Below are 24,230 nucleotides of genomic sequence, written 5' to 3' on the forward strand. Positions count from 1 at the left end.
CCCCGGCGGATCGGCACCCCCCCTATCGGTGCACGAGGTCGCTAGCTCTCGCTGGCGACCTCGGCGAGCACTTCGGGCCAGCGTCGGTTGAGGATGCTGCCTCCGAGCACCGTCCCACCCCACAGGGCGAGCGCGCCGAGCACGACACCGCACGCGAGGCTGACCCAGCCCAGCGCAGGATTCCAGATCCCCGCGATCGCGAACCCGAGGGCGGGTGCGCCGACGAGCAGCGTGATCGGTCCGATGATGATCATCGCGAGAAGCGACTGCACGCCACCGGAGGAGCCGCGACCGAGCGGGTTGGCCTCGGGCGCGGGCGCGCGACCCGGGAGGAAGCTGCCCACCCAGGCGCCTGCGCCGGCCGAGATCGCCGTCAGTCCGAGCGCCGACCCGAGGCTGCCGGGCAGCAGGTCCATCCGACCGGCGAGCAGGCAGGTGGCGACGCACAGCACGAGGGTCAGGGGCACGGCGATCAGCCCGAATCCGAGCAGCCGTCCCGCCCGATCCGCGGCGCCGCGGACGCCGCCCAGGATGTGGGCGGCGATCGCGTCGTTGTCGTAGGCGATCGCCATCTGGATGATGGTGCCGGTGAGGAGCGCGTTGATCGTCGGGATCAGCGTGAGTGCGGGCCCGAATCCGACGGACTCGTCCTGCAGTCCGTTCATGAGCGCGAGCCCGATGAAGATCGCGGGCAGGAGCAGCATCATCACGACGTTCACGACCTGTCGAGGGTCGCGGCGGAAATATCGCAGTGTGCGTGCGGCGATGGCGCCGGTCGGAGTGGCGGGCAGGACCCGGTCCAGCAGGCCACCGGAGCGCACACGTCCTCCGCCGCTGTTCTGGATCGGGGCGACGAGGCGTGCGGCGAGCAGCCCCCGTGCCGCGAACCACAGGGCGATGACCGTCGCCAGGGCGATGAGCAGGCGGAGTGCTGCGGAGAGGTAATCGCCCTGCGCGACCGACGCGGAGACGCCGAACACCGCACCGATGGGCGTCCAGCCGACGATGTCGGTGACGGCCGTGAACGCCCCGCCGATGTCGTTCACCCGGAACAGCGCACCCATGCCGAGGTTGAGCAGCAGGCCGGAGGAGGCGACGAGCAGCACCCCCAGGATCACGACGAGGTCGCGGGTGCCACGGCGGGCCAACCACCCGGCGAGGACCCCGCTCACCACACGGGCGCCCAGCACACACGTCACGACGGCGACGGGTGCGAGGATCAGAGCGCTGAGCAGTGCCGGAAGGCTGATCGACCAGCCGAGGAGCATGAGCAGCAGTGCCGTGATCGTGCCGAGGCCCCCGATGGTCGTCGCGCCGGCGACGACCAGTCCGGGCAGCAGGGCTCCGGCGGTGAGGGGGAGCAGAGCGAATCGTTCGGGGGCCAGCGAATCATCGCCGCTCACCAGGATCGACCCGACCCACCACCCGACGACCAGCACAGTGCCGGCGAGGACCATGACGGTGACCGCGGCCTCGGGGGCGGCGAAGCGCAGCGCCACGAGTGCTGCCGTCAGACCCGCGAGCATGCCCAGGGCGATCATCCCGGTGAGGACCAGGGTCACGATCATCCAGGGGTTGCGCGAGAGCTGGTGGCCCAGCTGCCGCCAGCGCAGGCTTACGAGGAGCGCAACCACGCGAGTGTCTCCGTCCCGAGATCGTGTGCGCCCACCAGGGCCAGGAACCGCTGCTGAAGCGTGAGACCGGCGCGCACCTCATCCAGCGTGCCGTGCGCGAGCAGACGACCCTCCGCGACGATGGCGACCCGGTCGCACATCGACTCGACGAGCTCCATCACGTGGCTGGAGAGCACCACCGTGCCGCCGCCGTCGACGAACGCGCGCAGGATCTGGCGGATCGTCTCGCCCGACACAGGATCGACCGCCTCGAGGGGCTCGTCCAGGATCAGGAGTCGCGGCGCATGGATCAGGGCGCACGCGAGGCCGATCTTCTTGCGCATGCCCGCCGAGTAGTCCACGACGAGGCGATCACGCGCATCGGTGAGGCCGAGGGCGGCGAGGAGCTCTTCGGTGCGCGATGCCACGTCAGCCTCAGGCATGCCCCGCAGCAGGCCCGTGTACCGCAGCAGCTCTGCGCCGGAGAGCCGGTCGAGCATGCGGATGCCGTCGGGGAGCACGCCCATGCGCGCCTTGGCTTCGGCGGGGTTCTGCCACACATCCGCACCGAGCACCCACGCGTTCCCGGCGTCCGGACGCAACAGTCCGGTCGCCATGGCGAGGGTCGTGGTCTTGCCCGCGCCGTTCGGTCCGAGGAGTCCGAGCATCGATCCGGCCGGCACGTCGAGGGAGAGGTTGTCGACGGCGACCTTCGGCCCGAACTGCTTGTGGAGCCCGCGGAGGGCGAGGACGGGTGGGGCCGTTGTGTGGTCGGTCATGCCCTCCATCCCACCACGGACGGGTCGTCTGCGCGTCCGCCCTGAGGGGGAGTCGTGGATCCGGGGTGGGTCCCGCCGTCAGCGGTCGAGTGCAGCGAAACGCTCGATGTCGCTGTTGGTGCCCGACACGATGATGAGGTCGTGGTTGGTGACGATCGTGTTCGCCTCGGCGTAGCGGAACGGCTTGCCCGGGCTCTTCACCCCGACGACGGTGACCTTGTACTTCGAGCGGACGCCCGACTCGTTCAGGCCGACGCCGCGGATGAACTTCGGCGGGTACATCTTGGCGAGCACGAAGTCGTCATCGAAGCGGATGAAGTCGAGCATCCGTCCGCTCACCAGGTGCGCCACGCGCTCGCCGGCCTCGCGCTCCGGGTAGATGACGTGGTTCGCGCCGACACGGGCCAGGATCTTGCCGTGGGACTGGGACACGGCCTTGGCCCAGATCTGCGGCACCTTGAGGTCGACGAGGTTGGCCGTGATCAGCACGGACGCCTCGATCGAGGAGCCGACGGCGACGACCGCGACCTGGAAGTCCTGCGCACCGATCTGGCGGAGCGCATCGATGTTCTTCGCGTCGGCCTGCACGGTGTGCGTGACGCGGTCGGACCACTTCTGCACGAGCTCGAGGTTGTCGTCGATCGCGAGCACCTCGCGGTCGAGACGGTCGAGCTCTCCGGCGCAGGCGGCGCCGAAGCGGCCGAGACCGATGACGAGGACGGGAGCGTCGCCCCGGAGGACTTCAACCAACGATCGGCCTTTCCACGGGCAGTGAGTAGTACTGCGTTCGCGATGTCGCGGCGACCGCCGCGGCGAGAGTCACTGTACCAACGCGCCCCATGAAGATGGTCGCGGCCATGACGTAGGAGGCTGAATCGGGCAGATCCGCGGTGAGCCCCGTCGACAGCCCGACGGTGCCGAAGGCCGAGATCACATCGAACAGGACGTGGCTGATCTCCTCCTTGGTGAGCTGGGCGATCACGATGGTCGACAGCGCGACGATGGTCGCCCCCCACGCGACGACGCTGAGGGCCACGCGTTGCACGTCGCTCGGGATGCGCCGCCCGAAGGCCTCGACGGACTGACGGCCCTTCGCCTCCGACCACACGGCGATCGCGAGGACGGCCAGGGTGGTGACCTTGATGCCGCCCGCCGTCGACGCCGAGCCGCCCCCGACGAACATCAGCATGCTGGCCGCGAGGAGGGAGGAGCCGTTCAGATCGTCCATGTCGATCACGCTGAAGCCGCCGGATCGGGTCATCGCCGAGAGGAAGAAGGCCTGGAACGTCGTGTCCGCGGCATCCATCGACCCGAACGTCTTCGGGTTGTCGAACTCCAGGACGACGAAGACGGCCGCACCCAGGATGAACAGGAGCACGGTGGTGACGAGGGTGAGCTTCGTGTGCAGTGACCAGCGCTTGACGTGCCAGACGTGCTTGGCGAGCGAGTAGATGACGGGGAAGCCGATGCTGCCGAGGAACACGCCCACCATGAGGAGAGAGAGCACGAGGTAGTCGTCGCCGAACACGGCCACACCGCCGTCGTTCGGGGCGAAGCCGGTGTTGGTGAAGGCCATGGCCGCGAAGTACGGGGCCTCCCAGAGCGCCGCGATGGGGTTGACCTCCGCCATCACGAGGGCGGGGTAGAGCAGGACGGCGAGCGTGGCCTCGATGATGAGGGCCGATACCGCGACGGTCGTGAGCAGCTGACCGACCTCGCCCAGGCGCACCGTCTGGCTCTCGTTCACCACGCCCCCGTGCGCGCGCAGCGGGTTCGTGTCGCCGGCCGCCAGCAGTTTGGCCCGCAGCCCCAAGCGCTTCGAGATGAGCATCCCCATGAGGGACGCGAGGGTGAGGACGCCGATACCGCCGATGTTCACGCCGAGGAAGACGACGACGTGCCCGAACGGCGACCAGTGGTTCGCCATGTCCACGGTCGACAGGCCGGTGACGCAGATCGTCGACATGGCCGTGAAGAGGGCGTCGCTCAGCGGGGTGACGGTGCCGCTGGCGGACGCGATCGGTAGCGACAGGAGAACCGTGAACACGAGGATCAGGAGCGCGAAGACGACGATCGCGAAACGGGAGGGCGAGGAGGTGAGGATCTGCCTCGCACGGCCGGCGATGCCCGACAGACCCTGTCCTGGGGACGACGCCGAAACGATGCCCGACATCGCTGCCCCCTCATCTTCTCTCTCGGACGCGCCCCACGGTCGCACGGCGCCGGTCAGCCGAGCCTCCGTCATGGTACTCCGTGCCGGAGCCGACTACCCTGATCACATGACGGACATCTTCGACGTGATCGCAGACGGTACGAGGCGCGACATCCTCCAGCTCCTGCTGCGGCACATGTCCGAAGGGGAGACCGGCACGAGTGTCAGCCAGATCGTCGCCGATCTGGGCATCAGCCAGCCCACCGTCTCGAAGCACCTCAAGGTTCTTCGCGATGCCGAACTGGTGTCCGTGCGCGAAGACGGACAGCGCCGGTTCTACAGCCTCGCGGTCGAACCGCTCGAAGTCGTCGATGACTGGCTCGTTCCGTTCCTGGTCGACGCATACGGCGACGCGGCCCCGGACATCGACTACCCCGGTGGCCCGCTTCCCGACAGTGCGGCACATGCCGCGGAGGTCGTCGGGCGCGCCGCGGCATCCGCCAAGCACGCCGTCACCTCGGCGCTCAAGCGGTTCGGCGGCTGAACCCCTTCGACGGTTCGCGTCCCGGTGTGGCCGCTCGTGTGGCGTGCCCGGAAACGCCTCGCCCCTGACGGCCGGGGGCATGACGTCAGGGGCGATCCGCGGATCCCCAGATCCGCGAGGACTCGGCGCGGTGCCGGCGCGAGTCCTGCACTGACAGTGGCAGTCGCGGCTGAGCGAAAGGCGAGCGACGCCTATGTCTCGGCTGGACGGCGGGAGCGGGTGTCGGAGGCCTGCGCGAGTTGCTGGCTGTGGATCCCGCCGATGCCCCACTGATCACATGAGTCACACGGGTTTACAGGTGTCCCAGCTACCCCATAGAGTGTGCACATCGAGAAAGGGGTACGTGGGATGCCCGAGGTTCCAGACGTCCGATTCCTCACGGTGGCCGAGGTCGCCGAAATCATGCGCGTGTCCAAGATGACCGTGTATCGGCTGGTGCACGCCGGGGAACTGCCAGCCGTCCGCTTCGGGCGGAGCTACCGCGTACCGGAGTCGGCCGTGGCCGACGCGCTGCAGCGCCCCATCGCCGACGTCGGGTGAGTCGACGCGAGGCCGCACGGCGCACGCCGTCGGGTTTGCTAGACTGATCCGAGGCATTTTTCCGTGCCCGTACCCGGGTGTCCGATTTCGGGGACACCCAGCCCCTGACTTAGTGAGGTTTCCGTGGGTTCTGTCATCAAGAAGCGCCGCAAGCGCATGGCGAAGAAGAAGCACCGCAAGCTGCTTCGTAAGACTCGCCACCAGCGTCGCAACAAGAAGTAAGCGACCAGACACGAGCGCCTGTCTTCGGACGGGCGCTTTGTGTCTCTGCCCACAGATCTGCACCGCCGAGAGGATGTCATGAAGTCGATCACCGTCACCGAACTCGCCGAGCGCTCCGGTGTCCCGCTCATCGATGTCCGGGAGGTGGACGAGTTCGCCGCAGGCCACGTGCCCGGTGCCGTCAACATCCCGATGTCCGAGATCGGCAACCGGCTCGAGGAGTTGCCGTCGGAGGCGTTCGACGTGATCTGCCAGGCCGGCGGCCGTTCGGCGCGGGTCGTCGAGGCGCTGGAGTCCCGCGGGTACGACGCGACGAACGTCGAGGGTGGCACCGGTGAGTGGATCTCGCAGGGACGTGCCGTCGAGGTGCCGTCGGCGTGACCACGCTGACCCTGATCCGCAAGCCCGACTGCCATCTGTGCGAGGTGGCTTCTGAGGTGATCGACGCCGTCATCGCCGAACTGCCGGACGCGGCGGCGGAGCAGATCGAGATCGTCGAGGCGTCGATCAACGACGACCCCGCCCTGTACGAGCTGTGGTGGGAGAAGATCCCGGTCCTGTTGATCGACGGCGAGTTGCATGCGCACTGGCGCGTGACGCCGGACCGTCTGCGGGAAGCGCTGGAGACAGCCGTCCGCAGCGATGTGAAGTCCGAGTCGAAGGAAGCCCTGTGACCATCCGCCATGTCGTGACTTGGAAGCTCGCCGCCGAAGACGCCACCGTGCGTGCCGAGCAGGCAAAGGAAGCCGCGCGCCGCCTGAACGCCCTCGACGGTGTGGTGCCGCAGCTCCTCTCGATCTCCGCCGGAGCCAACATGGCGTACCCGGAGGCGAACTGGGACGTGACGCTGGTCGCGGACTTCGACTCGGTGGAGGCGATCGAGGAGTACCAGGTGCACCCCGCGCACGAAGAGGTCGTCACGTACATCCGCTCGGTCGTGGCATCGCGCGTCGCCGTCGACTTCGAGGTCTGACACTCCGTCGCGGGTTGCGAGGAACTCGATTTCGTCCGTCTTCCCGGCGGTCTCGCAACACAAACGTGATACGCGGCGACGCCGATGCCATTGGTCACGCGACCGACCGCATGTTTAGATGTTCTCCTACCCGTCACCGGGCGTCACATTCGCCCTCGACTCACAGGAGCCGACATGCCTCGTCGTAACCTCATCGCCGGTCTCGCCCTCGCGGCGACCGCCACCCTCGCGCTCGCCGGCTGCGCGACGGGATCCTCGGACGCGGGCAGCGGTGGTGAGCCGGCTGCGGGCGACGACTACGGCTTGATCGAGGCGGGTACGCTCACCGTCTGCTCCGACATCCCTTACCCGCCGTTCGAGTTCGAGGACCCGAACTCGGAGACCGGCTATTCCGGCTTCGACATCGACCTGCTCGGCGCGATCGCCGCGCAGCTCGACCTGGAGCTCTCGGTACAGGACGTGGGCTTCGACGCGCTCCAGTCCGGGACCACCCTCGCTGCCGGGCAGTGCGACGTCGGGGCATCCGCCATGACGATCACCGACGAGCGCAAGGCCAACATCGACTTCTCCGACCCCTACTACGACTCGCTGCAGTCGCTCCTGGTGCGCACGGATTCGGGCATCGAGTCCATCGACGACCTCGCGGGAAAGAACGTCGGCGTGCAGCAGGGGACGACCGGCGAAGCCTATGCGGGCGAGAACGCGCCTGAGGCAGAGCTCGTGCAGTATCCGTCCGACGGTGAGCTGTGGCCGGCCATGCAGGCCGGACAGATCGAGGCCATCCTGCAGGACCAGCCGGTGAACCTCGAGCACGAGAAGGCCGACTCGAACTACAAGATCGTCGAGACCTACGAGACCGACGAGTCGTATGGCTTCGCTTTCGCGAAGGGCGAGAAGGACGCGCTGCTCGACGCGGTGAACGGAGCACTGGCGGACCTCCGCGACAGCGGCGAGTACCAGAAGATCTACGACCAGTACTTCACGGCCAACTGAGTCTGCAGGCGAGTCGGTCGAGAGGACCTTGACGATGGCGTTGAGGCGCACCACGAAAAGCAAGCTGTACCGGTACACCGTCTATGCGGTGCTGATCGCGATCGCCGTCTGGGTGATCGTCAGCACCGACTGGGCTCGGATCGCGAATCTCTACTTCAACCCCGAGGTCGCGGTGAAGATGCTCCCGGGCATCATCACCACGGCACTCGTGAACACCCTGTGGTTCACCGCGGTGGCCTTCGTCGGCGGTCTGCTGCTCGGCGTCGTGCTGGCGTTGATGAAGTTGTCCGCAATCGGTCCGTTCCGCTGGATCGCGACGTGCTGGATCGAGTTGTTCCGCGGCCTCCCCGCGATCCTCACGATCTTCGCGATCGCGTTCATCCTCCCGATCGGGCTCGGCGTGCCGGCGACGAAGCTCGGCGGACCGGTGGTCCTCGGACTCATCGGTCTGATCCTGGTCGCTTCGGCCTACATGGCCGAGACGATCCGCGCCGGTATCCAGGCGGTTCCTAAGGGGCAGACGGAGGCGGCGCGTTCGCTGGGCATGTCGCCGATGAAGACGACCTTCTGGATCGTCGTGCCCCAGGGTTTCCGGATCATCATCCCGCCGCTGACCAACGAGTTCGTCCTGCTGTTGAAGGACACCTCGCTCCTGTTCGTGGCAGGATCCTTCATCTGGTCGAAGGAGCTCACGAACTTCGCCCGCGACGCGAGCACGCAGAACGCGAACGGAACGCCGCTGATCATGGCGGCGATCCTGTACCTGATCGTGACGATCCCGCTCACGCGCTTCAGTGCGTGGCTGGAACGACGGATGGCGAGGCAGCGATGATCACCGACCTGATCGATGTCCATGCCCCCGCGATCGACGTGCAGGGGCTCGTGAAATCCTTCGGCGACAACGAGGTGCTCAAGGGCATCGACCTCACCGTCACCAAGGGCGAGGTGGTCTGCGTGATCGGGCCCTCGGGCTCGGGGAAGTCGACGCTGCTGCGCTCGGTGAACCTGCTCGAGGAACCGACTGACGGCAAGGTGCTGATCGAGGGGATCGACATCACCGATCCCGACGTCGACATCGACCGGGTGCGCACGCGGATCGGCATGGTGTTCCAGAGCTTCAACCTGTTCCCGCACCTCGATGTGCTCGGCAACCTCACCATCGCTCAGCAGCGGGTGAAGAAGCGCTCCAAGAAGGAGGCCGAGCAGGTCGCACACGCGATGCTCGAGCGCGTGGGGCTCTCCGAGAAAGCGGATGCCTTCCCAGGACACCTGTCGGGAGGGCAGCAGCAGCGCGTGGCGATCGCGCGTGCCCTGTGCATGAACCCCGACATGATGCTCTTCGACGAGCCGACGTCGGCGCTGGACCCCGAACTGGTCGGCGAGGTGCTGCAGGTCATGCGCTCGCTGGCGGACGAGGGGATGACGATGCTCGTCGTCACGCACGAGATGGGCTTCGCGCGCGAGGTCGGGTCACGCCTCATCTTCATGGACGGTGGACACATCGTCGAAGAGGGCGACCCGCGCGAGGTTCTCAGCAACCCGCAGCACCCGCGCACGAAGGACTTCCTCTCGCGCGTGCTCTGACCCGGTACCCGGTCTGCGCGTGGGCACTCCGTCTGCGCGCGGCCCCGCGTCTTCGCGTCGAGACCCCGTCTACGCGTCGAGACCCCCGGTGACAGACGTCTGCCACCGGGGGTCTCGACGCTGAACGGGGGCGTCGAGCTCAGCTGACCGCGAGCTCAGCTGACCGCGAGCTCGGACGCGAGGTCAGTCGACTTCGACGACCTCGGCGTCGGGGGCGTTCCGCCGGACAGACTCGATGCCGTTCAGGGCAGCGGACTTCGATGAGTAGCCCTCGCTGATCGCGATGACCTCGCCGTTGCCGGCCTTGAGGCGGAAGCGGTGCTCGCCGGACTTGTCGGTGTACAGCTCGAACTTGCCTGCCATGAGGAGTCCTTTCTCTCTCGGATGAGGGCACCCCGCCCCCTCGCGCCTCACGCTAGCGGTCGACGCGGATCCGGGGAAGAGCGCGTGGTCAGCCGCGCGGGTGCACGGCGACGGGTTCGGGAGCGACCGCGATACGCACCCGGTCGCCGAACGAAGGATGGATCCCGGGGGCGTGCTGCACGCGCACGAGCTCGCCCGACTCGGTGCGGACCAGGGTGCGGCGCATGCTTCCCAGGAAGGTGCTCTCCTCGACCAGGGCGTCGGTCGAGGAGTCGGCCTCCGACGCGAAGTACACGTTCTCCGGCCGAAGATAGACATCGACCGGGCCATCCGCCGGCGCCTGCAGGGGGAGGCGCTGTCCCCACACCAGCACATGGTCGCCCTCCGCCACGCCCGAGACGACGCTCGAGAGTCCCACGAAGGCCGCGACCCCCGCCGTGGAGGGCAGCGTGTAGAGCTGCTCCGGCGAACCGATCTGTTCGATCCGTCCGGCGTTCATCACCGCGATCCGGTCGGAGACGGCGAGCGCCTCCTCCTGGTCGTGCGTGACGAAGACGGTCGTGATCCCGAGGCGCAACTGGATGCGGCGGATCTCGTCGCGCAGCTGCACCCGCACCTTCGCGTCGAGCGCGGAGAGCGGCTCATCGAGCAGCAGCACCCTGGGCTCGGTCACCAGCGCTCGCGCGAGGGCCACCCGTTGCTGCTGACCGCCCGAGAGCTGATGCGGGAACCTCCCGGCCAAGTCACGCAAACCGACCAGCGCGAGCGCGTCGAGGGAGCGCTTCTCCGCCTCCGCCCTGCCGATGCCCCGCCGCCGCAGTCCGAAGGCGGTGTTGTCGGCGACCCGCAGGTGGGGGAAGAGCGAGTACGACTGGAAGACCATGCCGATGTCGCGCTTGTTCGTCGGTATGCGTGACACGTCCCCACCGCCGAGCAGCACGGCGCCGGCGTCGGCTCCTTCGAGGCCTGCGAGCACTCGGAGCAGCGTCGTCTTGCCGCACCCCGAGGGGCCGAGCAGGGAGACGAACTCCCCGGGTGCGATGTCGAGGTCCACACCGTGCAGGACCCGCGTGCCGGCGTAGCTCTTCACGATCCCCTGGAGCTCGACGCGCGTGCCCTCCCCGGCACGGGCGAGCAGCAGGTTGTCCTTGGTACGGGGCAGGGCATGGTCGACGGTCATGAGCGGGCCTTTCGTGGGCCGCGGGCGACACGGCCGATCAGGAGGAGCAGGAGGAACACGAACGCCAGCGCGAGCAGGGTGAAGATGGCCGGCGCGTACGGATCCTGTTTGTTCACCACGACCATCGCGGTCTGGAACACCTGGCGGTTGAGGAGGGAGGCGATCGTGAACTCGCCGAGCACCACGGCGATCGAGATCAGCGAAGCCGCCAGGAGCCCCTGGCGGAGGTTCGGAGCGAGCACCTTGAGCACGACGACCGGCCAACTCGCTCCGAGCGAGCGTGCGGCCTCGGCGAGTGTGCGCAGGTCGGCGGCATCGATCGAAGCCTGGATCGAGCGGAAGGCGAACGGCAGCACGGTGATGCCGTAGGCGAAGGCCAGCGTCCACGTGCCGGTGCCGAGCGTGCGTCCGATATGCAGGTAGATCGGCGCGAGACCGACGACCAGCACGATCGCGGGAATCGAGATCGGGAGGAGCACCGCGAACTCGAACGCCGGCCGGAGTCTCGGGAAGCGCAGGTTCACCAGGATCATGGTCGGTGCCAGCAGGAGCAGCACGATGGCCACGGTGACGACGGCGAGGATCATTGAGTTGCCGAGTCCCGTCCAGATCGGCTTGAGGGTGGCGGCGGCCGCGGGATCGAACAGCGCGATCCAGCGAGCGAACGACAGACCGCCCTCGGGATCGCGCAGCGTGAAGAGGAACGTCGACACCAGCGGGACGGCGAAGAACACACCGACGACGATGCCGATGGCCCAGCGGGTGGTGCGGGACGGACCGAGCCGGTTCACGACTGCCACCTCGCCGCGCGTCGCTGCACGAAGGAGTACAGGCCCATCACGATGCCGACCACCACGATCATGCCGAGCGCGAGGGCACCGGCGAGGTTCTCCCGCCCGAGCACGGTCTCGCTCGTGAGAGCGGTACGGATCTGGAGCGGCACGATCTGCGCCCCCTGGCTCGCGAGGGCGGCGGCCGTGGCATAGGACGAGAACGCGTTCGCGAACAGCAGCAGCAGGCTGGCGAGGAACGAGGGGGCGAGTACGGGGAGGCCGATGCGCATCCAGAAGCTCGCACGGGTGCCGCCGAGGGTGAGGTTCGCCTCCGCCCACTGTGGCTTGAGGGCAGCGAGGGCGGGCATGAAGGTGATGACCATCAGGGGGATCTGGAAGAAGAAGTAGGGGAGGATCAGACCCGGCAGCTCGTAGAGCCAGGTGCCGTTCGCGAAGATGTCGATGCCGAGCGAGTCCCTCAGGAAGACGGTGACGACGCCCTGGATGCCGATGGTCGCGATGAAGGCGAAGGCCAGCATGACGCCACCGAACTGGGCGAGCACTCCGGCCGCGGCATCCACGGCGGAACGGCTGCGGCTCTCGGGGTCCATGCCGAGCAGCGCATAGCAGACGAGCGCACCGACGACGGCGCCGACCAGGGCGGTGAGGAGCGAGAGTCCGGCGGAGTTCGCGAACGTGTTCAACACGACGGGGTCGGCGAGGGCCGCGATGTTCGACCAGGTGAACGCGCCGTCCTTCGTGAAGAAGCCGGAACCGACCGCGAGCACGGTGGGAACGGCGAGGAACAGTACGACGTAGGCGGTGAAGGGGATGAGCCCGAGCCAGGCGAAGGACGGAGCGGACCGCCGGGCCCTCGCGTGGGGCGAGAACCCGACGGTGGGAGCGGGGGCGGATGCCGTGGCATCCGCCCCCGTTGCGGTGAGGGTCGTCACTGGACCGCCGCGGCCCACTTCTCGCCGAGAAGCGTGCCGGCGTTCGTGGACTGCTCCTCGGTCGGGACCACGGTCGTCTCCGGGGCCTCGGGGAGCGCAGCAGCGAGGTCGGCGTCGATCGTGCCCGCGTCGGTCATGGCCTCCATGCGCACCGGACGGGCGCCGCCCTTCAGCCACAGGTTCTGGACCTCGTCGCTGTAGAGGAACTCCTGCCACAGACGGGCTGCAGCGGGGTGCGGGGCGTCGACGTTGATGGCCTGGTTGTAGTACCCGGCGTAGCCCGTGCCGTCGAGCACGACGACCTTCCAGTCCTCATTGTCGGCCGAGTGCGAGGCGTTCAGGTAGTCCCAGTCGAACACGACCGGGGTCTCGCCGCTCACGATGGTCGCAGTGGTGACGTCGACCTTGAGCAGGTTGCCCGCCTGCTGGAGCTCGGAGAAGAAGTCGATGCCCGGCTGGAAGTCGTCGAGCGTGCCGTCGGACTGCACGGTCGCCAGGCCCACGGCGGCGAAGGCGGCACCGGCCTGCGTCGGGTCGCCGTTGATCGCCACAGCACCCTTGTAGTCGGACGAGAGCAGGTCGGAGAGCTCGGCGGGAGCATCGAACTTCGACGAGTCGTAGCCGATCGACATGTACCCGCCGTAGTCGCCGACGAAGAGGCCGCTGGGCTCCTTCAGCTCCTCGGGGATGTCGTCCCAGGTCTGCACCTTGTACGGCGCGAACGCGTCGGTGTTCTGGAGCGCGACGGTCAGTCCGAGGTCGAACACGTCCGGGGCGGTGTCGAGACCCTTGTTGGTCTCCGCGGCCTGGATCTCCTCGGCGCTGGAGACGTCGGGCGAGGTCTCGTTGATCGTGATCTCCGGGTACTTCTCGGCGAACAGATCGAGGATCTCGCCGTAGTTCGCCCAGTCGCGCGGAAGGGCGATGACGTTGAGGGAGCCCTCGGCCTTGGCCGCGGCTTCGAGGTCGGCGAAGGTGCCGAAGTCGGTGACCGAGGTCGCGGTGGCGGCGTCGACATCGGAGCTGCCTCCACCGGTCGCGTCCGCTGCGCCGGAGCAGGCGGTGAGTGCGAGTGCGGCCGTGGTGGCCAGGGCGATGCCGGCGCCGATGCGCGCGCGGCGGGTGATGCGGGCCATGAGTGTCCTCTCGGTGTCCGGCGCTGTGAGCCGGGTTCGGGTTGCGAGAGGACACTATGAGGCGCAGGTTGCCGACCGTCGCGGTGCGGGTGAACGGACGGTGGCGAGGGGGTGGCCGAACAGGGCCGCGGGCCTCAGACCTGCGGGACGCTGTACTTGAAGCCGCGGTGCGAGCCGACGTAGCCCAGTCGCTCGTAGAAGCGGTGCGCGTCGGTACGGGCGGCATCGGAGGTGAGCTGCACCATCGTTGCGCCCACGGCGGGGGCAGCGACCTCTCCCACCCAGCGCATCACGGTGGAGCCGATGCCCGACGAGCGCAGACTGCTCCGCACGCGCACTGCCTCGACGAGCAGTCGCCGCGCGCCCCGACGCGCCATCCCCGGGATCGAGGTGAGCTGCAGCGTGCCGACGACGTCGCCGTCGAGCTCGATCACGAGGAGGTCGTTCGACGGCTCGGTCAGGATCTCGACGAGCCCCCGTGTGTACGCGGGACGGTCCTCGTCGGAAGCCACGTCACCGCGCGCGGCGCTGATCGGATCGTCGGCGAGGAGAGCGATCACGGCATCCGTGTCGTCCACGGTCGCCCGGCGCAGGAGCGCGGTGCCCCTGCGCGAATCGAACGAGTGCGGCAGCGGGAGGGCATCGAGCATGCCACCAGTCTGCCAGCGCCCGGCCGGATGCCGGAGCACCGCCGACTCTCTGGAATCATGGCCAGGTGGATATCGGCGCTGTGCTCGGACTGGAGCAACTCACGTGGGGCATACTGCTGCTCGTCGTCATCGCCGCTTTCTGCGCCGGCTGGATCGACGCGGTCGTCGGTGGGGGAGGTCTGCTGCAGCTCCCCGCGCTCCTGCTGATCCCCGGCATCTCGCCGGTGCAGGCCCTCGCGACGAACAAGCTCGCCTCGGTCTTCGGCACCGCGACCAGTAGCGTCACCTACTACCGCCGCGCGAAGCCCGACATACGCACGGCCCTGCCCATGGCGGCGATCGCCTTCGTCGGCTCGTTCGGTGGCGCGGCCGTGGCGACCGTGCTTCCGCCCGCCGCGTTCAAGCCCATCATCGTGATCGCCCTGCTCGTGGTGGCGCTGTTCACCGCATTCCGTCCCCAGATGGGCGCGGCGACCCAACTGCGTTTCCACGGGCACAAGCATCACATCATGGCGGGTGCCGCCGGCCTCGGGATCGGCTTCTACGACGGGATGATCGGTCCCGGCACCGGTACCTTCCTCGTGATCACTCTCGTCGCGCTGCTCGGCTACGACTTCCTGCAGGCGAGCGCCAAAGCGAAGATCGTGAACCTGGCCACGAATGCGGGTGCCCTGATGCTGTTCATCCCGCACGGCGCGGTGCTGTGGTTGCTGGGCGGCATCCTCGCCGTGGCGAACGTCGCGGGCAGCTACCTGGGCTCGCGCATGGCCATCTCCCGCGGCACGACCTTCATCCGCGTGGTGTTCCTGGCGGTCGTGGTCGCCCTGATCGCGAAGCTCGGTGTCGACGTGTGGAACGAGAACATCGTGCCCGCGCTCGCGCTCCTCGGCTGAGCAACGAGAAAGCGCCCGGGCTGCACGAATCCGAAGATCTCGTACGGCCCGGGCGCGCGTCGCGGTGACGGCGGGGTCAGTCCTCGTCGTCCTCCGGCTCGAAGTCGACGCCGGCCTCGGCGCGCTGCGCCGCGGTGATCGGTGCCGGTGCGGCGGTCAGCGGGTCGAAGCCGTTGCCGGACTTCGGGAACGCGATGACTTCGCGGATCGACTCGGTCTTGGTGAGGTGTTGCAGCACGCGGTCCATGCCGAGCGCGATTCCGCCGTGCGGCGGGGCGCCGAACTTGAACGCGTCGAGCAGGAAGCCGAACTGCTCGTCAGCCTGCTCGTCGCTGATGCCCATGACCTCGAACACGCGCTTCTGCACGTCTTCGCGGTGGATGCGGATCGACCCGCCGCCGAGCTCGGATCCGTTGCACACGATGTCGTAGGCGTAGGCGAGAGCAGAACCGGGGTCGGTGTCGAAGGTGTCCTCGAACTCCGGCTTCGGGCCCGTGAACGCGTGGTGCACGGCGGTCCATGCTCCGGCGCCCACAGCGACGTCGCCCGAGGCCACGGCATCTGCGGCGGGCTCGAACATCGGGGCGTCGACGACCCAGGTGAAGGCGAACTCGTCCGGGCTCAGGTAGCCGAGGCGACGACCGATCTCGACGCGTGCGGCACCGAGCAGGGCGCGGCTCTCCTTGGTGGAACCGGCGGCGAAGAACACGCAGTCGCCGGTCTCCGCACCCACGAGCTCTGCGAGTCCGGCCTGTTCCGACTCGGACAGGTTCTTCGCCGCGGGGCCGCCGAGCGTCCCGTCCTCGTTGAACAGCACGTACGCGAGACCACGGGCTCCACGCTGCTTCGCCCAGTCCTGCCACGCGTCGAGCTGCTTGCGCGGCTGGCTCGCGCCGCCGGGCATCCGCACGGCGCCGACGTACTCGGCCTGGAAGACGCGGAACGGGGTGTCCGCGAAGTACTCGGTCGCGTCGACGAGTTCGAGGCCGAAGCGCAGGTCGGGCTTGTCGGAACCGTACTTCGCCATGGCATCGGCGTACGTCATGCGCGGCAGCGGGGTCGCGACCTCGACGCCGATCGTCGCCCACATCGCGACGATGAGCGACTCCATCAGGGCGATGACGTCTTCCTGGTCGACGAAGCTCATCTCGATGTCGAGCTGCGTGAACTCGGGCTGGCGGTCGGCGCGGAAGTCCTCGTCGCGGTAGCAGCGCGCGATCTGGAAGTACTTCTCGACACCGCCGACCATCAGCAGCTGCTTGAACAGCTGCGGCGACTGCGGCAGGGCGTACCAGCTGCCGGGGCTCAGTCGCGCGGGCACCAGGAAGTCGCGGGCGCCTTCGGGCGTCGAACGCGTGAGGGTCGGCGTCTCGACCTCGGTGAAGTCCTCGGCGTGCAGCACATCGCGGATCGCCTTGTAGACGTCGGAACGCAGGCGCAGGTTGGCGGCCTGTCCGGGACGACGCAGGTCGAGGTAGCGGTACTTGAGGCGCGCCTCTTCTCCGACCGTCTCGGTGTCGGCGAGCGCCGTCGACACCTGGAAGGGCAGCGCAGCGGACTCGTTGAGCACCTCGACATCGGTCGCGATGAGCTCGATCTCCCCGGTCGGCAGGTTCGGGTTCGCGTTGCCCTCGGGGCGCAGCGACACCTCCCCGGTGACCTTCAGGACGAACTCGTTGCGCAGCGGGTGCGCGATCTCCTCGTCGCGGATGACGACCTGGGCGATGCCCGAGGCATCCCGCAGATCGATGAAAGCGACTCCTCCGTGGTCACGACGGCGATCGACCCAACCCGTGAGGGTGACGGTCTGACCGATGTGCTCGGCTCGCAGAGAGCCTGCCGAGTGGGTGCGAAGCACGGAGTATTCCTTCTGATCTGGGAAATGGGGAACGCGCCCATTCTACGGGGGTGGTCGGCCCGTCTCCGGCCCCGTCAGCGGCGCCGGAGCCGTCGGATCAGTAGGATCGCCACGACACAGCTCTTACACAGAAAGGGAGCACCGTGGACAACAACGGCATCTCCGATCTCTACGCATCGATCTTCTCCGGCACCACGGGGCTGATCGCGCTCGTCTTCTACATCCTCGTCGCCGTCGGACTCTGGAAGGTGTTCACGAAGGCCGGATACCCCGGGATCCTCGCGATCATCCCGATCGTGAACCTCATTTTCCTGGTGAAGATCGCCGGCATGTCCGGGTGGTTCGCGCTGCTCTACCTGATCCCGATCGTGAACCTGGTCCTCGCGATCATCGTGGCGTTCAAGCTCGGCGCACGCTTCGACAAGGGCGGAGTCTTCTCGTTCTTCCTGCTGGTCCTCTTCCCGTACATCGGGTACCTGATCCTCGGCTTCGGGGATTCGCGCTACAGCAAGGCGTGACATGACGGCGTCCCGGTTGCACCTCGTCCGACACGGCGAGGTGCACAATCCGGCCCGCGTGCTCTACGGGCGGCTGCCCGACTACCACCTGAGCACGGCGGGCCGGGGGATGGCGGCGGCTGCTGCCGAGCACGTCGCGGAGTCGGGTCGGCCGGTCTCCGCGCTGTACTCCTCACCGTTGGAGCGTGCGCAGGAGTCCGCCGAGCCGTTCGCCGAGGGCTTCGATCTCGTGCCGGAGATCGACATCCGCCTCATCGAGCCGACCAACGTCTTCGAGGGCACGCAGATGCGTCGTTCCCTCATGAACCCGCTGAACTGGTGGCACCTGCGCCAGCCCGCGCTGCCGAGCTGGGGCGAACCGTATTCCTCCATCGCGGAGCGGATGCTCGGCGTCATGGATGAAGCCTGGGATGAGGCGGCCGACGGAGACGTCGTGATGGTGTCCCATCAGGCGCCGATCTGGATCACGCACCTCCGCGTCGCGGGTCTGCCCCTGCGTCATGACCCGCGCACCCGACGCTGCGCCCTGTCGAGCGTCACCTCGTTCGAACGCGTCGGTGATGTCTGGCGCGAAGTCGCCTACGCCGAGCCGGCCGCGACCGGCGGCGCCGTGGATGTCGGAGCCGTCTGACCCCCGTTCGAATCGCGCAACCGGCTCCCTTTCGGCGACGGATGCGGCCAGTTGCGCGATTCGAAAGCCGAGGTCAGTGCTCGGCAGCCAGAAGTGACTGGATGATGCCGACGGCTGCGAGCTGACCGGCGCCGGCCGCCAGCAGGACCGACGCCATCGGGCCGGGGAGCGAGGCGCGGTGCGCGAGGTCGCCCGCGGCGAAGACCCCGGGGAGCGAGGTGCGGCCGAATTCATCGATCTCGATCGCACCGGACTCGAGCATCCGCACGCCGAGATCTGCGGCGAAGGGTGCCCGCTGCCGCATCGTGCCGGACGCCACGGAGACGCCGGCCACGACGGACTCCTCGGAACCGGCGATGATCCGTACCCCGTCGTCGTGCCTCTCGACGGATGCCACCGGAGCAGCGCTGATCCGCACTCCCTCCGCCTCGAGGGAGGTCCGTTCCTCGTCCGTGAACGCCTCGGCGATCGGGAACACCGTGATGTCCTCGACGATGCGCCCGAGCAGCCCGATCAGATGGCCGGCGCGGGGGGCGGCACCCAGGATGCCGATCGACCTGCCCGCATGCTCGTGACCGTCGCAGAAAGGGCAGCTGAACGCGAGGGTGCCCCACAGGTCCTGCAACCCGGGGACGACGGGCAGATCGTCGGCGACGCCGGTGGCCAGGATGACCCGTCGCCCCTCGACGGTCGATCCGTCGGCGAGCGTCACGGTGAACGCATCCTCGGATCCGGAGATCCCGGTGGCGGCACCCTCGCGGATCTCCACGTCGGCGTAGGCCGAGAGCTCGTCTCGGGCCTTCGCTCGGAACTCGGCAGGGGGAGTGCCGTCTGCACCGATGATGTTGTGCATGTGCAGCACGGTGCCGTTGCGGTACTCGCCCGAGTCCAGCAGCAGTGCCGAGCGGTGCATCCGGCCGAGGGTCAGGGCGGCTTGCAGCCCTGCCGGGCCTGCGCCGATCACGATGGCGTCGTACATGGGAATCCTTCCGTGGAGGTTGCTTTCCCGCACAGTCTGTGACTTCATGTCAACATGAAGTCAAGCGCCGAGCATCCCTGGTCCGTGGGCGACGTCGCCACCCGGTTCGATCTGCCGACGAATGTGTTGCGGCACTGGGAGTCGGTCGGGCTGCTCACCCCTCCCCGCGACTCCGCCGGGCGGCGACGATATGGCGAGGACGAGGTCGTGCGGATCGCCGTGATCCAGCGCAGCAAGGCCGCGGGGATGAGCCTCGAGCAGATCGCGGTGCTGCTCGACGACGGGAGCGCCGGAAGGCACCAGGTGCTGCAGCAGCACCTGGACGACATCGATCGGCGCATGGAGGAGATGCGCCGATCGCGGGAGATGACCGAGCACGCGATGGGGTGTCGCGCACACGACATCGCCACGTGCCCTCGTTTCCGAGCCGGTGTGGACGACGTCCTGGCGCGGTTCTGAGGCTTCGTCAGACGCCTCCGTTTCCATCTCGCGCATAGGAAGCTCTGCGTAAACTCGGAGTCGTGCCAAGCGATTCGACGGTCCGTCTGATCCGCAGCGGCCGCTCCTCCCGCACCCGGCGCTCGCGTCGTGCGGTCGGTGCCGCGCTCGCTGCGGTGCTCGCCATCGGTCTGAGCGCGTGCGCTCCCGATCCGGTGAGTGAATCGTTCCTGAACGGCGAGAACACCGGCTACGTCGCGGCCGACGGCGCGATCGTGGAGATCCCCGCCGCCGACCGTGGCGAACCCGTGACGTTCGGCGGTGTCACCGAGACCGGTGAGAAGTTCGACAGCGCAGACGTCGCCGGACAGGTCACGGTGGTCAACTTCTGGTACGCCGGCTGCGCGCCGTGCCGCCTCGAAGCCGCCGACCTGGAGGCCGTGTGGCAGAAGTTCGCCGACGAGGATGTGTCTTTCGTGGGCATCAACACCCGCGATCAGGCCGACACCGCCGTCGCGTTCGCCGAGGAGTACGGCATCACCTACCCGAGTCTGATCGACGTCGACACCGCTGAGGCCAAGTTGGCGTTCGCCAAGGTCGTGCCGATCGCGGCCACACCCACCACACTCGTCCTCGACAGGCAGGGTCGTGTCGCCGCCAAGATCATCGGTCCGATCGACGGCCCGTCGATCCTCTCCACGCTGGTCAAGGACGCGCTCGCGGAGGACTCGTGAGTACCTCGGGAGCGTTGTGAACCCCGACGCGATCATCGGCTCCGGAGCCCTCTGGCTCGCGATTCCGGTCGCGATGCTCGCGGGACTCGTCTCGTTCCTGTCCCCGTGTGTCCTCCCGCTGGTCCCCGGTTACCTCGGGTTCCTGGGCGGTGCGGTCGCGCCCCGGTCTTCCACGGTCGCCGGTGCGGAGGCGCAGACGACGACCCAGGCGACGGCGACCCGCGGTCGACTCGTGATGGGCGTGCTGCTGTTCATCCTCGGCTTCACGATCGTCTTCATCGCCTACACGGTGCTCGGAGGAACGGTCGGTGTCTTCCTCCTGCAGTGGGGTGACCTGATCACCCGCATCCTGGGCGTGGTCATCATCGGGATGGGATTGGTGTTCCTCGGCCTGTTCGGGTTCGCGCAGAAGGAGTTCCGCTTCCACGTCGACTCGCGGGCCGGCATCGTCGGAGCCCCGCTGCTCGGCATCGCCCTCGGAATCGGCTGGGCTCCGTGCATGGGGCCGACGCTCGCCGCCATCATCGCCCTCTCCTTCAACGCCGGAGATCCGGTGCGTGCGGGCTTCCTGGGCCTCGCCTACTCGCTCGGACTCGGCATCCCGTTCCTCCTCGTCGCCCTCGGGTTCGGGTGGGCGACGAAGGCGGTCGGCTTCCTCCGTCGTCACATCCGCACGGTGAACGTCATCGGCGGAGTGATGCTGATCGTCCTCGGCGTCCTGATGGCCACGGGCCTGTGGACCGAGATCATGTCCCGGCTGATGGCGGTGATCGGCAGTGTCATCCTCCCGCTCTGATCGCGCCGCGAAATCCACCAGCCCCGAGAAGAACCCCCGCACAGAGAACACCATGACCGAGAACAAGGGTGCCGTGAACAGCGACTCCAGCGACCCGCTCCGCCCGTCCGACCACGTCGACGGCGACGACACGATCACCCAGCCGCGGCTCGGGTTCGTGGGTTGGCTGCGGTGGGGGTGGCGGCAGCTGACCTCGATGCGCACGGCTCTCATCCTGCTGCTCGTGCTCGCGATCGCGGCGATCCCCGGCTCGATCTTCCCGCAGCGGATGGCCGACCCGAACGGCGTCACGCAGTGGGAGCGCGACAACCCCGACCTGTTCCCGGTGCTCGACGGACTCAAGATGTTCGACGTGTACCTGTCGCCGTGGTTCTCGGCGATCTACCTGCTGCTGTTCGCTTCGCTCGTCGGCTGTGTGATCCCGCGCATCAAGCACCACGCGAAGGCGCTGCGCGCACGTCCGCCGCGCACTCCCGCACGGCTGCAGCGGCTCGAGGACTACCGTGCGGTGACGCGAGACCCCTCTGCGGACTCCGGGACGAAGACCGGTGATGCCGATGCCGAGGCCGCCGCATCGATCGAGGTCGCGACGAAACAGCTCAAGGCACTCGGCTATCGGGTCGAACGCTACGACCGGGGCCGCACGTTCTCGGTCTCCGCGGAGCGCGGATACTGGCGTGAGACCGGCAACCTCCTGTTCCACCTCGCGCTCGTGGGCGTGCTCGTCACGGTCGGCATCGGCGGCGGGTTCTCGTACACAGGTCAGCGCGTGCTCGTCGAGGGCGAGACTTTCGCGAACACGCTCCTCGACTACGACTCGATGAACCGCGGTCGGTTCGTGGGCGACGATGCGTTCGCTCCGTACTCGATGCGCCTCGACTCGTTCGACGTGACGTATCAGCCGTTCGGCGAGCCGGGTTCCGGGCAGGCGGGCGACTTCTCGGCGAACGTGACCGTGCAGGAGAACGGTGAGGAGCGCACCGGCGCGGTCAAGGTGAACGAGCCGCTCGCGGTCGCCGACGACGACGTGTTCCTGCTCGGCAACGGCTACGCGCCGACCGTGACCGTGCGTGATCCCGAGGGCAAGGTCGTCTTCACGGGCAGCACGCCCTTCCTCCCGCAGGACACCAGCATGACCTCCCTCGGAGTTCTCAAGGTGCCGGACGGACTCGCCGAGCAGGTCGGCCTGGTCGGGTTCTTCTATCCGACGACGGGCGTGCTCGACACCGGTGCGTTCTTCTCCGCGTACGGCGACCTCACCAACCCGACGCTGACGCTCGACGTGTACACCGGCGACTTGGGCATCAACGAGGGCGTGCCGCGCTCGGTCTACGTGCTCGACACCACGGGGATGACCAAGCTCACCGGCCGCACCACGGACGTCGAGTCGATCGAACTCACCCCCGGACAGACCGCGCAGCTGCCGAACGGCCTCGGTTCGGTCACCTTCGAGGACGACTCTCCCGCAGGTGCGACGGACGCCTCGCAGTCGGTGAAGCGCTTCGCCTCGCTGCAGATCCACCGTGATGAGTCCGGCGTCTGGGTCCTCGGCTTCGCGCTGCTCGCCCTCGGCGGTCTCATGATCGCCCTGTTCGTGCCTCGTCGACGCGTGTGGGTCAAGGCCACGGCACGCGACGGCGAGATCGCTCTGGAGTACGCCGCACTCGCCCGTGGCGAGGACCCGACTCTCGCTGCCGCCGTGGACGACCTCGTCGCAGGGCACACCCGACTGCTCGACGCGGCCGGAGGAACCACGGCGCGCTCCCCGATCGATGACACCGCGGACGAGTCCGCCGAGCCGGAGACCCCGGCGCCCGAAACCCGGAAAGTAGACTGACACCATGCTCGAGCTCAACGTGATCTCGCCGGTCCTGCTTTGGACGGCGATCGCGATCTACGCGGCGGCCTTCGTGGCCTACGCCTTCGATCTCGCGCGGCGCTCGCAGGCGACGGTCGACGCGCTCACCGTCCGCGAGCAGGTGCTCGTCGGAGCCTCTGGGGGGAGCGTCCCGGCATCCGGCGAGGCCTCCGGTGCGGTCGCCGCCCCGCAGCGATTCGTGATGGCGCGGATCGGCACCTCGCTGACGGTGCTCGGATTCCTCTTCCAGCTCGCCGCCACCGTCACCCGCGGCATCGCGGCGGGGCGCGTGCCGTGGGCGAACCTGTACGAATTCGCGATGATGGGCACGTTGCTCATCATCGCGGTGTACCTCGTGGTGCTCACCCGCATCGACCTGCGGTTCCTCGGCACTTTCATCACAGGACTCGTCGTCGTGCTGCTCGGCCTGGGGGCGACGAACTTCTACGTCGATGTCTCTCCGTTGATGGACCCGCTGAAGAGCGTGTGGCTCGTCATCCACGTGTTCGTGGCCTCTCTCGCGACGGCCTTCTTCGCCCTCGCGTTCGCGCTCTCGGTGATCCAGCTCATGCAGTCGCGTCGTGAGAGACTCGTCGGCGAAGGTGCCACGAAGACCGGTCCCGGCTTCCTTCGGACCTTCCCCAACGCGGTACGCCTGGAGAGCCTGGCGTACATGTTCACGATCATCGGCTTCATCCTCTGGACCTTCACCCTCATCGCCGGGTCGATCTGGGCGTACTACGCCTGGAGCCGTTTCTGGGGCTTCGACGTGAAGGAGACCTGGACGTTCGTGATCTGGGTCCTCTATGCCGGCTACATCCACGCCCGTGCGACCCGCGGCTGGCGCGGCAACCCTTCGGCGTGGCTGGCGATCGTGGGCTTCTCCGCCGTGATCTTCAACTTCACGATCGTGAACGTGTTCTTCAAGGGCCTGCACGCGTACTCCGGTCTGAGCTGACCCGACTCTCGTAACGACACCGAGACCCGTCCGCGGCAGCATCCGCGCGGACGGGTCTCGTGCGTCCGGAGTATTTGCCCTCCGGTGCGCCGATGCGCAGTTGTATGCTCAT

At 68.0% G+C, this 24,230-nt stretch carries 29 protein-coding genes; 17 read left to right on the plus strand and 12 right to left on the minus strand.

The window, feature by feature from the left end; translation table 11 throughout:
• Window positions 1-41: 41 nt before the first annotated feature.
• The 4 genes from FGL91_RS08525 to FGL91_RS08540 all read right to left on the minus strand — a co-directional run bounded on the left by FGL91_RS08525 (window position 42) and on the right by FGL91_RS08540 (window position 4,565).
• The gene (locus FGL91_RS08525; protein ID WP_153243595.1) at window positions 42-1,634 is read right to left on the minus strand and encodes a hypothetical protein; all 1,593 of its coding nucleotides are present in this window, start codon (window positions 1,632-1,634) and stop codon (window positions 42-44) included.
• Window positions 1,616-2,392: an ABC transporter ATP-binding protein gene (locus FGL91_RS08530; RefSeq protein WP_153243596.1), complete on the minus strand. Its 777-nt coding sequence runs from the start codon at window positions 2,390-2,392 to the stop codon at window positions 1,616-1,618. Before FGL91_RS08530 ends, FGL91_RS08525 begins: the two co-directional genes overlap by 19 nt.
• A gap of 78 nt (window positions 2,393-2,470) precedes the next feature.
• On the minus strand, window positions 2,471-3,142 hold the full coding sequence (locus FGL91_RS08535; RefSeq protein ID WP_047520565.1) for a potassium channel family protein: 672 nt from the start codon (window positions 3,140-3,142) through the stop codon (window positions 2,471-2,473).
• Window positions 3,135-4,565 (minus strand): TrkH family potassium uptake protein, encoded by a 1,431-nt coding sequence (locus FGL91_RS08540; RefSeq protein ID WP_047520583.1) that lies wholly within the window; start codon window positions 4,563-4,565, stop codon window positions 3,135-3,137. The genes FGL91_RS08535 and FGL91_RS08540 overlap by 8 nt, the downstream gene beginning before the upstream one ends.
• A gap of 106 nt (window positions 4,566-4,671) precedes the next feature.
• Here FGL91_RS08540 and FGL91_RS08545 point away from each other — a divergent pair, with 106 nt between their 5' ends.
• From FGL91_RS08545 to FGL91_RS08585, 9 genes are all read left to right on the plus strand, one after another.
• Window positions 4,672-5,088: an ArsR/SmtB family transcription factor gene (locus tag FGL91_RS08545; protein ID WP_134353029.1), complete on the plus strand. Its 417-nt coding sequence runs from the start codon at window positions 4,672-4,674 to the stop codon at window positions 5,086-5,088.
• A 348-nt stretch (window positions 5,089-5,436) separates the two neighbouring features.
• Window positions 5,437-5,628 carry a helix-turn-helix domain-containing protein gene (locus FGL91_RS08550; RefSeq protein ID WP_047520567.1) on the plus strand — a complete coding sequence of 64 codons (192 nt, stop codon included), beginning with the start codon at window positions 5,437-5,439 and terminating at the stop codon, window positions 5,626-5,628.
• Between the two features lie 123 nt (window positions 5,629-5,751).
• Window positions 5,752-5,850 (plus strand): 30S ribosomal protein bS22, encoded by a 99-nt coding sequence (locus tag FGL91_RS08555; RefSeq protein WP_003792170.1) that lies wholly within the window; start codon window positions 5,752-5,754, stop codon window positions 5,848-5,850.
• A gap of 78 nt (window positions 5,851-5,928) precedes the next feature.
• Window positions 5,929-6,231, plus strand: a complete 303-nt coding sequence (locus FGL91_RS08560) for a rhodanese-like domain-containing protein (protein ID WP_047520569.1) — start codon at window positions 5,929-5,931, stop codon at window positions 6,229-6,231.
• On the plus strand, window positions 6,228-6,524 hold the full coding sequence (locus FGL91_RS08565) for a glutaredoxin family protein (protein WP_153243597.1): 297 nt from the start codon (window positions 6,228-6,230) through the stop codon (window positions 6,522-6,524). Before FGL91_RS08560 ends, FGL91_RS08565 begins: the two co-directional genes overlap by 4 nt.
• A complete protein-coding gene (locus FGL91_RS08570) occupies window positions 6,521-6,823 on the plus strand; it encodes a Dabb family protein (RefSeq protein WP_047520573.1) in 303 nt (100 codons plus the stop codon). Before FGL91_RS08565 ends, FGL91_RS08570 begins: the two co-directional genes overlap by 4 nt.
• Before the next feature lie 174 nt (window positions 6,824-6,997).
• Window positions 6,998-7,816, plus strand: a complete 819-nt coding sequence (locus FGL91_RS08575; protein WP_131491759.1) for a basic amino acid ABC transporter substrate-binding protein — start codon at window positions 6,998-7,000, stop codon at window positions 7,814-7,816.
• Between the two features lie 34 nt (window positions 7,817-7,850).
• Window positions 7,851-8,648: an amino acid ABC transporter permease gene (locus FGL91_RS08580; RefSeq protein ID WP_131491760.1), complete on the plus strand. Its 798-nt coding sequence runs from the start codon at window positions 7,851-7,853 to the stop codon at window positions 8,646-8,648.
• On the plus strand, window positions 8,645-9,400 hold the full coding sequence (locus FGL91_RS08585; RefSeq protein WP_047523409.1) for an amino acid ABC transporter ATP-binding protein: 756 nt from the start codon (window positions 8,645-8,647) through the stop codon (window positions 9,398-9,400). Before FGL91_RS08580 ends, FGL91_RS08585 begins: the two co-directional genes overlap by 4 nt.
• 183 nt (window positions 9,401-9,583) lie before the next feature.
• Here the strand turns inward: FGL91_RS08585 and FGL91_RS08590 are convergent, their stop codons facing one another.
• The 6 genes from FGL91_RS08590 to FGL91_RS08615 form a co-directional block, all read right to left on the minus strand.
• Window positions 9,584-9,763 (minus strand): YegP family protein, encoded by a 180-nt coding sequence (locus FGL91_RS08590; protein ID WP_153243598.1) that lies wholly within the window; start codon window positions 9,761-9,763, stop codon window positions 9,584-9,586.
• A gap of 88 nt (window positions 9,764-9,851) precedes the next feature.
• Window positions 9,852-10,943: an ABC transporter ATP-binding protein gene (locus tag FGL91_RS08595; protein ID WP_153243599.1), complete on the minus strand. Its 1,092-nt coding sequence runs from the start codon at window positions 10,941-10,943 to the stop codon at window positions 9,852-9,854.
• On the minus strand, window positions 10,940-11,734 hold the full coding sequence (locus tag FGL91_RS08600) for an ABC transporter permease (protein ID WP_153243600.1): 795 nt from the start codon (window positions 11,732-11,734) through the stop codon (window positions 10,940-10,942). The genes FGL91_RS08595 and FGL91_RS08600 overlap by 4 nt, the downstream gene beginning before the upstream one ends.
• A complete protein-coding gene (locus tag FGL91_RS08605; RefSeq protein WP_194239349.1) occupies window positions 11,731-12,669 on the minus strand; it encodes an ABC transporter permease in 939 nt (312 codons plus the stop codon). Before FGL91_RS08605 ends, FGL91_RS08600 begins: the two co-directional genes overlap by 4 nt.
• On the minus strand, window positions 12,666-13,805 hold the full coding sequence (locus tag FGL91_RS08610) for an ABC transporter substrate-binding protein (protein WP_131491765.1): 1,140 nt from the start codon (window positions 13,803-13,805) through the stop codon (window positions 12,666-12,668). The genes FGL91_RS08605 and FGL91_RS08610 overlap by 4 nt, the downstream gene beginning before the upstream one ends.
• Before the next feature lie 134 nt (window positions 13,806-13,939).
• Entirely contained in the window at window positions 13,940-14,455 is a 516-nt protein-coding gene (locus tag FGL91_RS08615; RefSeq protein WP_153243602.1) for a GNAT family N-acetyltransferase, read from the minus strand.
• A gap of 65 nt (window positions 14,456-14,520) precedes the next feature.
• On the opposite strand from FGL91_RS08615, the gene FGL91_RS08620 reads away from it, so the two are divergent.
• On the plus strand, window positions 14,521-15,348 hold the full coding sequence (locus FGL91_RS08620) for a sulfite exporter TauE/SafE family protein (RefSeq protein WP_131491767.1): 828 nt from the start codon (window positions 14,521-14,523) through the stop codon (window positions 15,346-15,348).
• Between the two features lie 76 nt (window positions 15,349-15,424).
• On the opposite strand, the gene aspS is transcribed toward FGL91_RS08620, so the two are convergent.
• Complete coding sequence (gene aspS / locus FGL91_RS08625) at window positions 15,425-17,206, minus strand: aspartate--tRNA ligase (RefSeq protein ID WP_153243603.1); 1,782 nt, start codon at window positions 17,204-17,206, stop codon at window positions 15,425-15,427.
• A gap of 143 nt (window positions 17,207-17,349) precedes the next feature.
• Here aspS and FGL91_RS08630 point away from each other — a divergent pair, with 143 nt between their 5' ends.
• Both FGL91_RS08630 and FGL91_RS08635 read left to right on the plus strand, forming a co-directional pair.
• Window positions 17,350-17,724, plus strand: a complete 375-nt coding sequence (locus tag FGL91_RS08630; protein WP_153243604.1) for a DUF5684 domain-containing protein — start codon at window positions 17,350-17,352, stop codon at window positions 17,722-17,724.
• A 1-nt stretch (window position 17,725) separates the two neighbouring features.
• A complete protein-coding gene (locus tag FGL91_RS08635; RefSeq protein ID WP_047520707.1) occupies window positions 17,726-18,355 on the plus strand; it encodes a histidine phosphatase family protein in 630 nt (209 codons plus the stop codon).
• A gap of 73 nt (window positions 18,356-18,428) precedes the next feature.
• Here FGL91_RS08635 and FGL91_RS08640 read toward each other — a convergent pair whose 3' ends face one another.
• Entirely contained in the window at window positions 18,429-19,334 is a 906-nt protein-coding gene (locus FGL91_RS08640) for an NAD(P)/FAD-dependent oxidoreductase (protein ID WP_153243605.1), read from the minus strand.
• A 54-nt stretch (window positions 19,335-19,388) separates the two neighbouring features.
• Between FGL91_RS08640 and FGL91_RS08645 the strand changes: the two genes are divergently transcribed.
• The 5 genes from FGL91_RS08645 to ccsB all read left to right on the plus strand — a co-directional run bounded on the left by FGL91_RS08645 (window position 19,389) and on the right by ccsB (window position 24,118).
• On the plus strand, window positions 19,389-19,793 hold the full coding sequence (locus tag FGL91_RS08645; RefSeq protein WP_047520711.1) for a MerR family transcriptional regulator: 405 nt from the start codon (window positions 19,389-19,391) through the stop codon (window positions 19,791-19,793).
• 62 nt (window positions 19,794-19,855) lie between these two features.
• Window positions 19,856-20,506: a TlpA family protein disulfide reductase gene (locus FGL91_RS08650; RefSeq protein WP_153243606.1), complete on the plus strand. Its 651-nt coding sequence runs from the start codon at window positions 19,856-19,858 to the stop codon at window positions 20,504-20,506.
• A gap of 16 nt (window positions 20,507-20,522) precedes the next feature.
• A complete protein-coding gene (locus FGL91_RS08655; protein WP_047520718.1) occupies window positions 20,523-21,302 on the plus strand; it encodes a cytochrome c biogenesis CcdA family protein in 780 nt (259 codons plus the stop codon).
• Window positions 21,303-21,354: 52 nt separating this feature from the next.
• Window positions 21,355-23,139 carry a cytochrome c biogenesis protein ResB gene (gene resB / locus FGL91_RS08660; RefSeq protein WP_227991992.1) on the plus strand — a complete coding sequence of 595 codons (1,785 nt, stop codon included), beginning with the start codon at window positions 21,355-21,357 and terminating at the stop codon, window positions 23,137-23,139.
• 4 nt (window positions 23,140-23,143) lie between these two features.
• Window positions 23,144-24,118 (plus strand): c-type cytochrome biogenesis protein CcsB, encoded by a 975-nt coding sequence (gene ccsB / locus FGL91_RS08665; RefSeq protein ID WP_153243607.1) that lies wholly within the window; start codon window positions 23,144-23,146, stop codon window positions 24,116-24,118.
• The last annotated feature ends 112 nt before the right edge of the window (window positions 24,119-24,230 follow it).

Source organism: Microbacterium sp. CBA3102 (assembly GCF_007954505.1).
In the GTDB taxonomy this organism is placed as follows: domain Bacteria; phylum Actinomycetota; class Actinomycetes; order Actinomycetales; family Microbacteriaceae; genus Microbacterium; species Microbacterium aurugineum.

What these genes read in the sequence shown, in the direction of transcription:
- FGL91_RS08530 (WP_153243596.1), bottom strand. Translation starts at nt 2,392, where the DNA reads ATGACCGACCACACAACGGCCCCACCCGTCCTCGCCCTCCGCGGGCTC.
- FGL91_RS08540 (WP_047520583.1), bottom strand. Translation starts at nt 4,565, where the DNA reads ATGTCGGGCATCGTTTCGGCGTCGTCCCCAGGACAGGGTCTGTCGGGC.
- FGL91_RS08545 (WP_134353029.1), top strand. Translation starts at nt 4,672, where the DNA reads ATGACGGACATCTTCGACGTGATCGCAGACGGTACGAGGCGCGACATC.
- FGL91_RS08550 (WP_047520567.1), top strand. Translation starts at nt 5,437, where the DNA reads ATGCCCGAGGTTCCAGACGTCCGATTCCTCACGGTGGCCGAGGTCGCC.
- FGL91_RS08560 (WP_047520569.1), top strand. Translation starts at nt 5,929, where the DNA reads ATGAAGTCGATCACCGTCACCGAACTCGCCGAGCGCTCCGGTGTCCCG.
- FGL91_RS08575 (WP_131491759.1), top strand. Translation starts at nt 6,998, where the DNA reads ATGCCTCGTCGTAACCTCATCGCCGGTCTCGCCCTCGCGGCGACCGCC.
- FGL91_RS08580 (WP_131491760.1), top strand. Translation starts at nt 7,851, where the DNA reads ATGGCGTTGAGGCGCACCACGAAAAGCAAGCTGTACCGGTACACCGTC.
- FGL91_RS08585 (WP_047523409.1), top strand. Translation starts at nt 8,645, where the DNA reads ATGATCACCGACCTGATCGATGTCCATGCCCCCGCGATCGACGTGCAG.
- FGL91_RS08590 (WP_153243598.1), bottom strand. Translation starts at nt 9,763, where the DNA reads ATGGCAGGCAAGTTCGAGCTGTACACCGACAAGTCCGGCGAGCACCGC.
- FGL91_RS08595 (WP_153243599.1), bottom strand. Translation starts at nt 10,943, where the DNA reads ATGACCGTCGACCATGCCCTGCCCCGTACCAAGGACAACCTGCTGCTC.
- FGL91_RS08610 (WP_131491765.1), bottom strand. Translation starts at nt 13,805, where the DNA reads ATGGCCCGCATCACCCGCCGCGCGCGCATCGGCGCCGGCATCGCCCTG.
- FGL91_RS08615 (WP_153243602.1), bottom strand. Translation starts at nt 14,455, where the DNA reads ATGCTCGATGCCCTCCCGCTGCCGCACTCGTTCGATTCGCGCAGGGGC.
- FGL91_RS08635 (WP_047520707.1), top strand. Translation starts at nt 17,726, where the DNA reads ATGACGGCGTCCCGGTTGCACCTCGTCCGACACGGCGAGGTGCACAAT.
- FGL91_RS08640 (WP_153243605.1), bottom strand. Translation starts at nt 19,334, where the DNA reads ATGTACGACGCCATCGTGATCGGCGCAGGCCCGGCAGGGCTGCAAGCC.
- FGL91_RS08645 (WP_047520711.1), top strand. Translation starts at nt 19,389, where the DNA reads ATGAAGTCAAGCGCCGAGCATCCCTGGTCCGTGGGCGACGTCGCCACC.
- resB (WP_227991992.1), top strand. Translation starts at nt 21,355, where the DNA reads ATGACCGAGAACAAGGGTGCCGTGAACAGCGACTCCAGCGACCCGCTC.
- ccsB (WP_153243607.1), top strand. Translation starts at nt 23,144, where the DNA reads ATGCTCGAGCTCAACGTGATCTCGCCGGTCCTGCTTTGGACGGCGATC.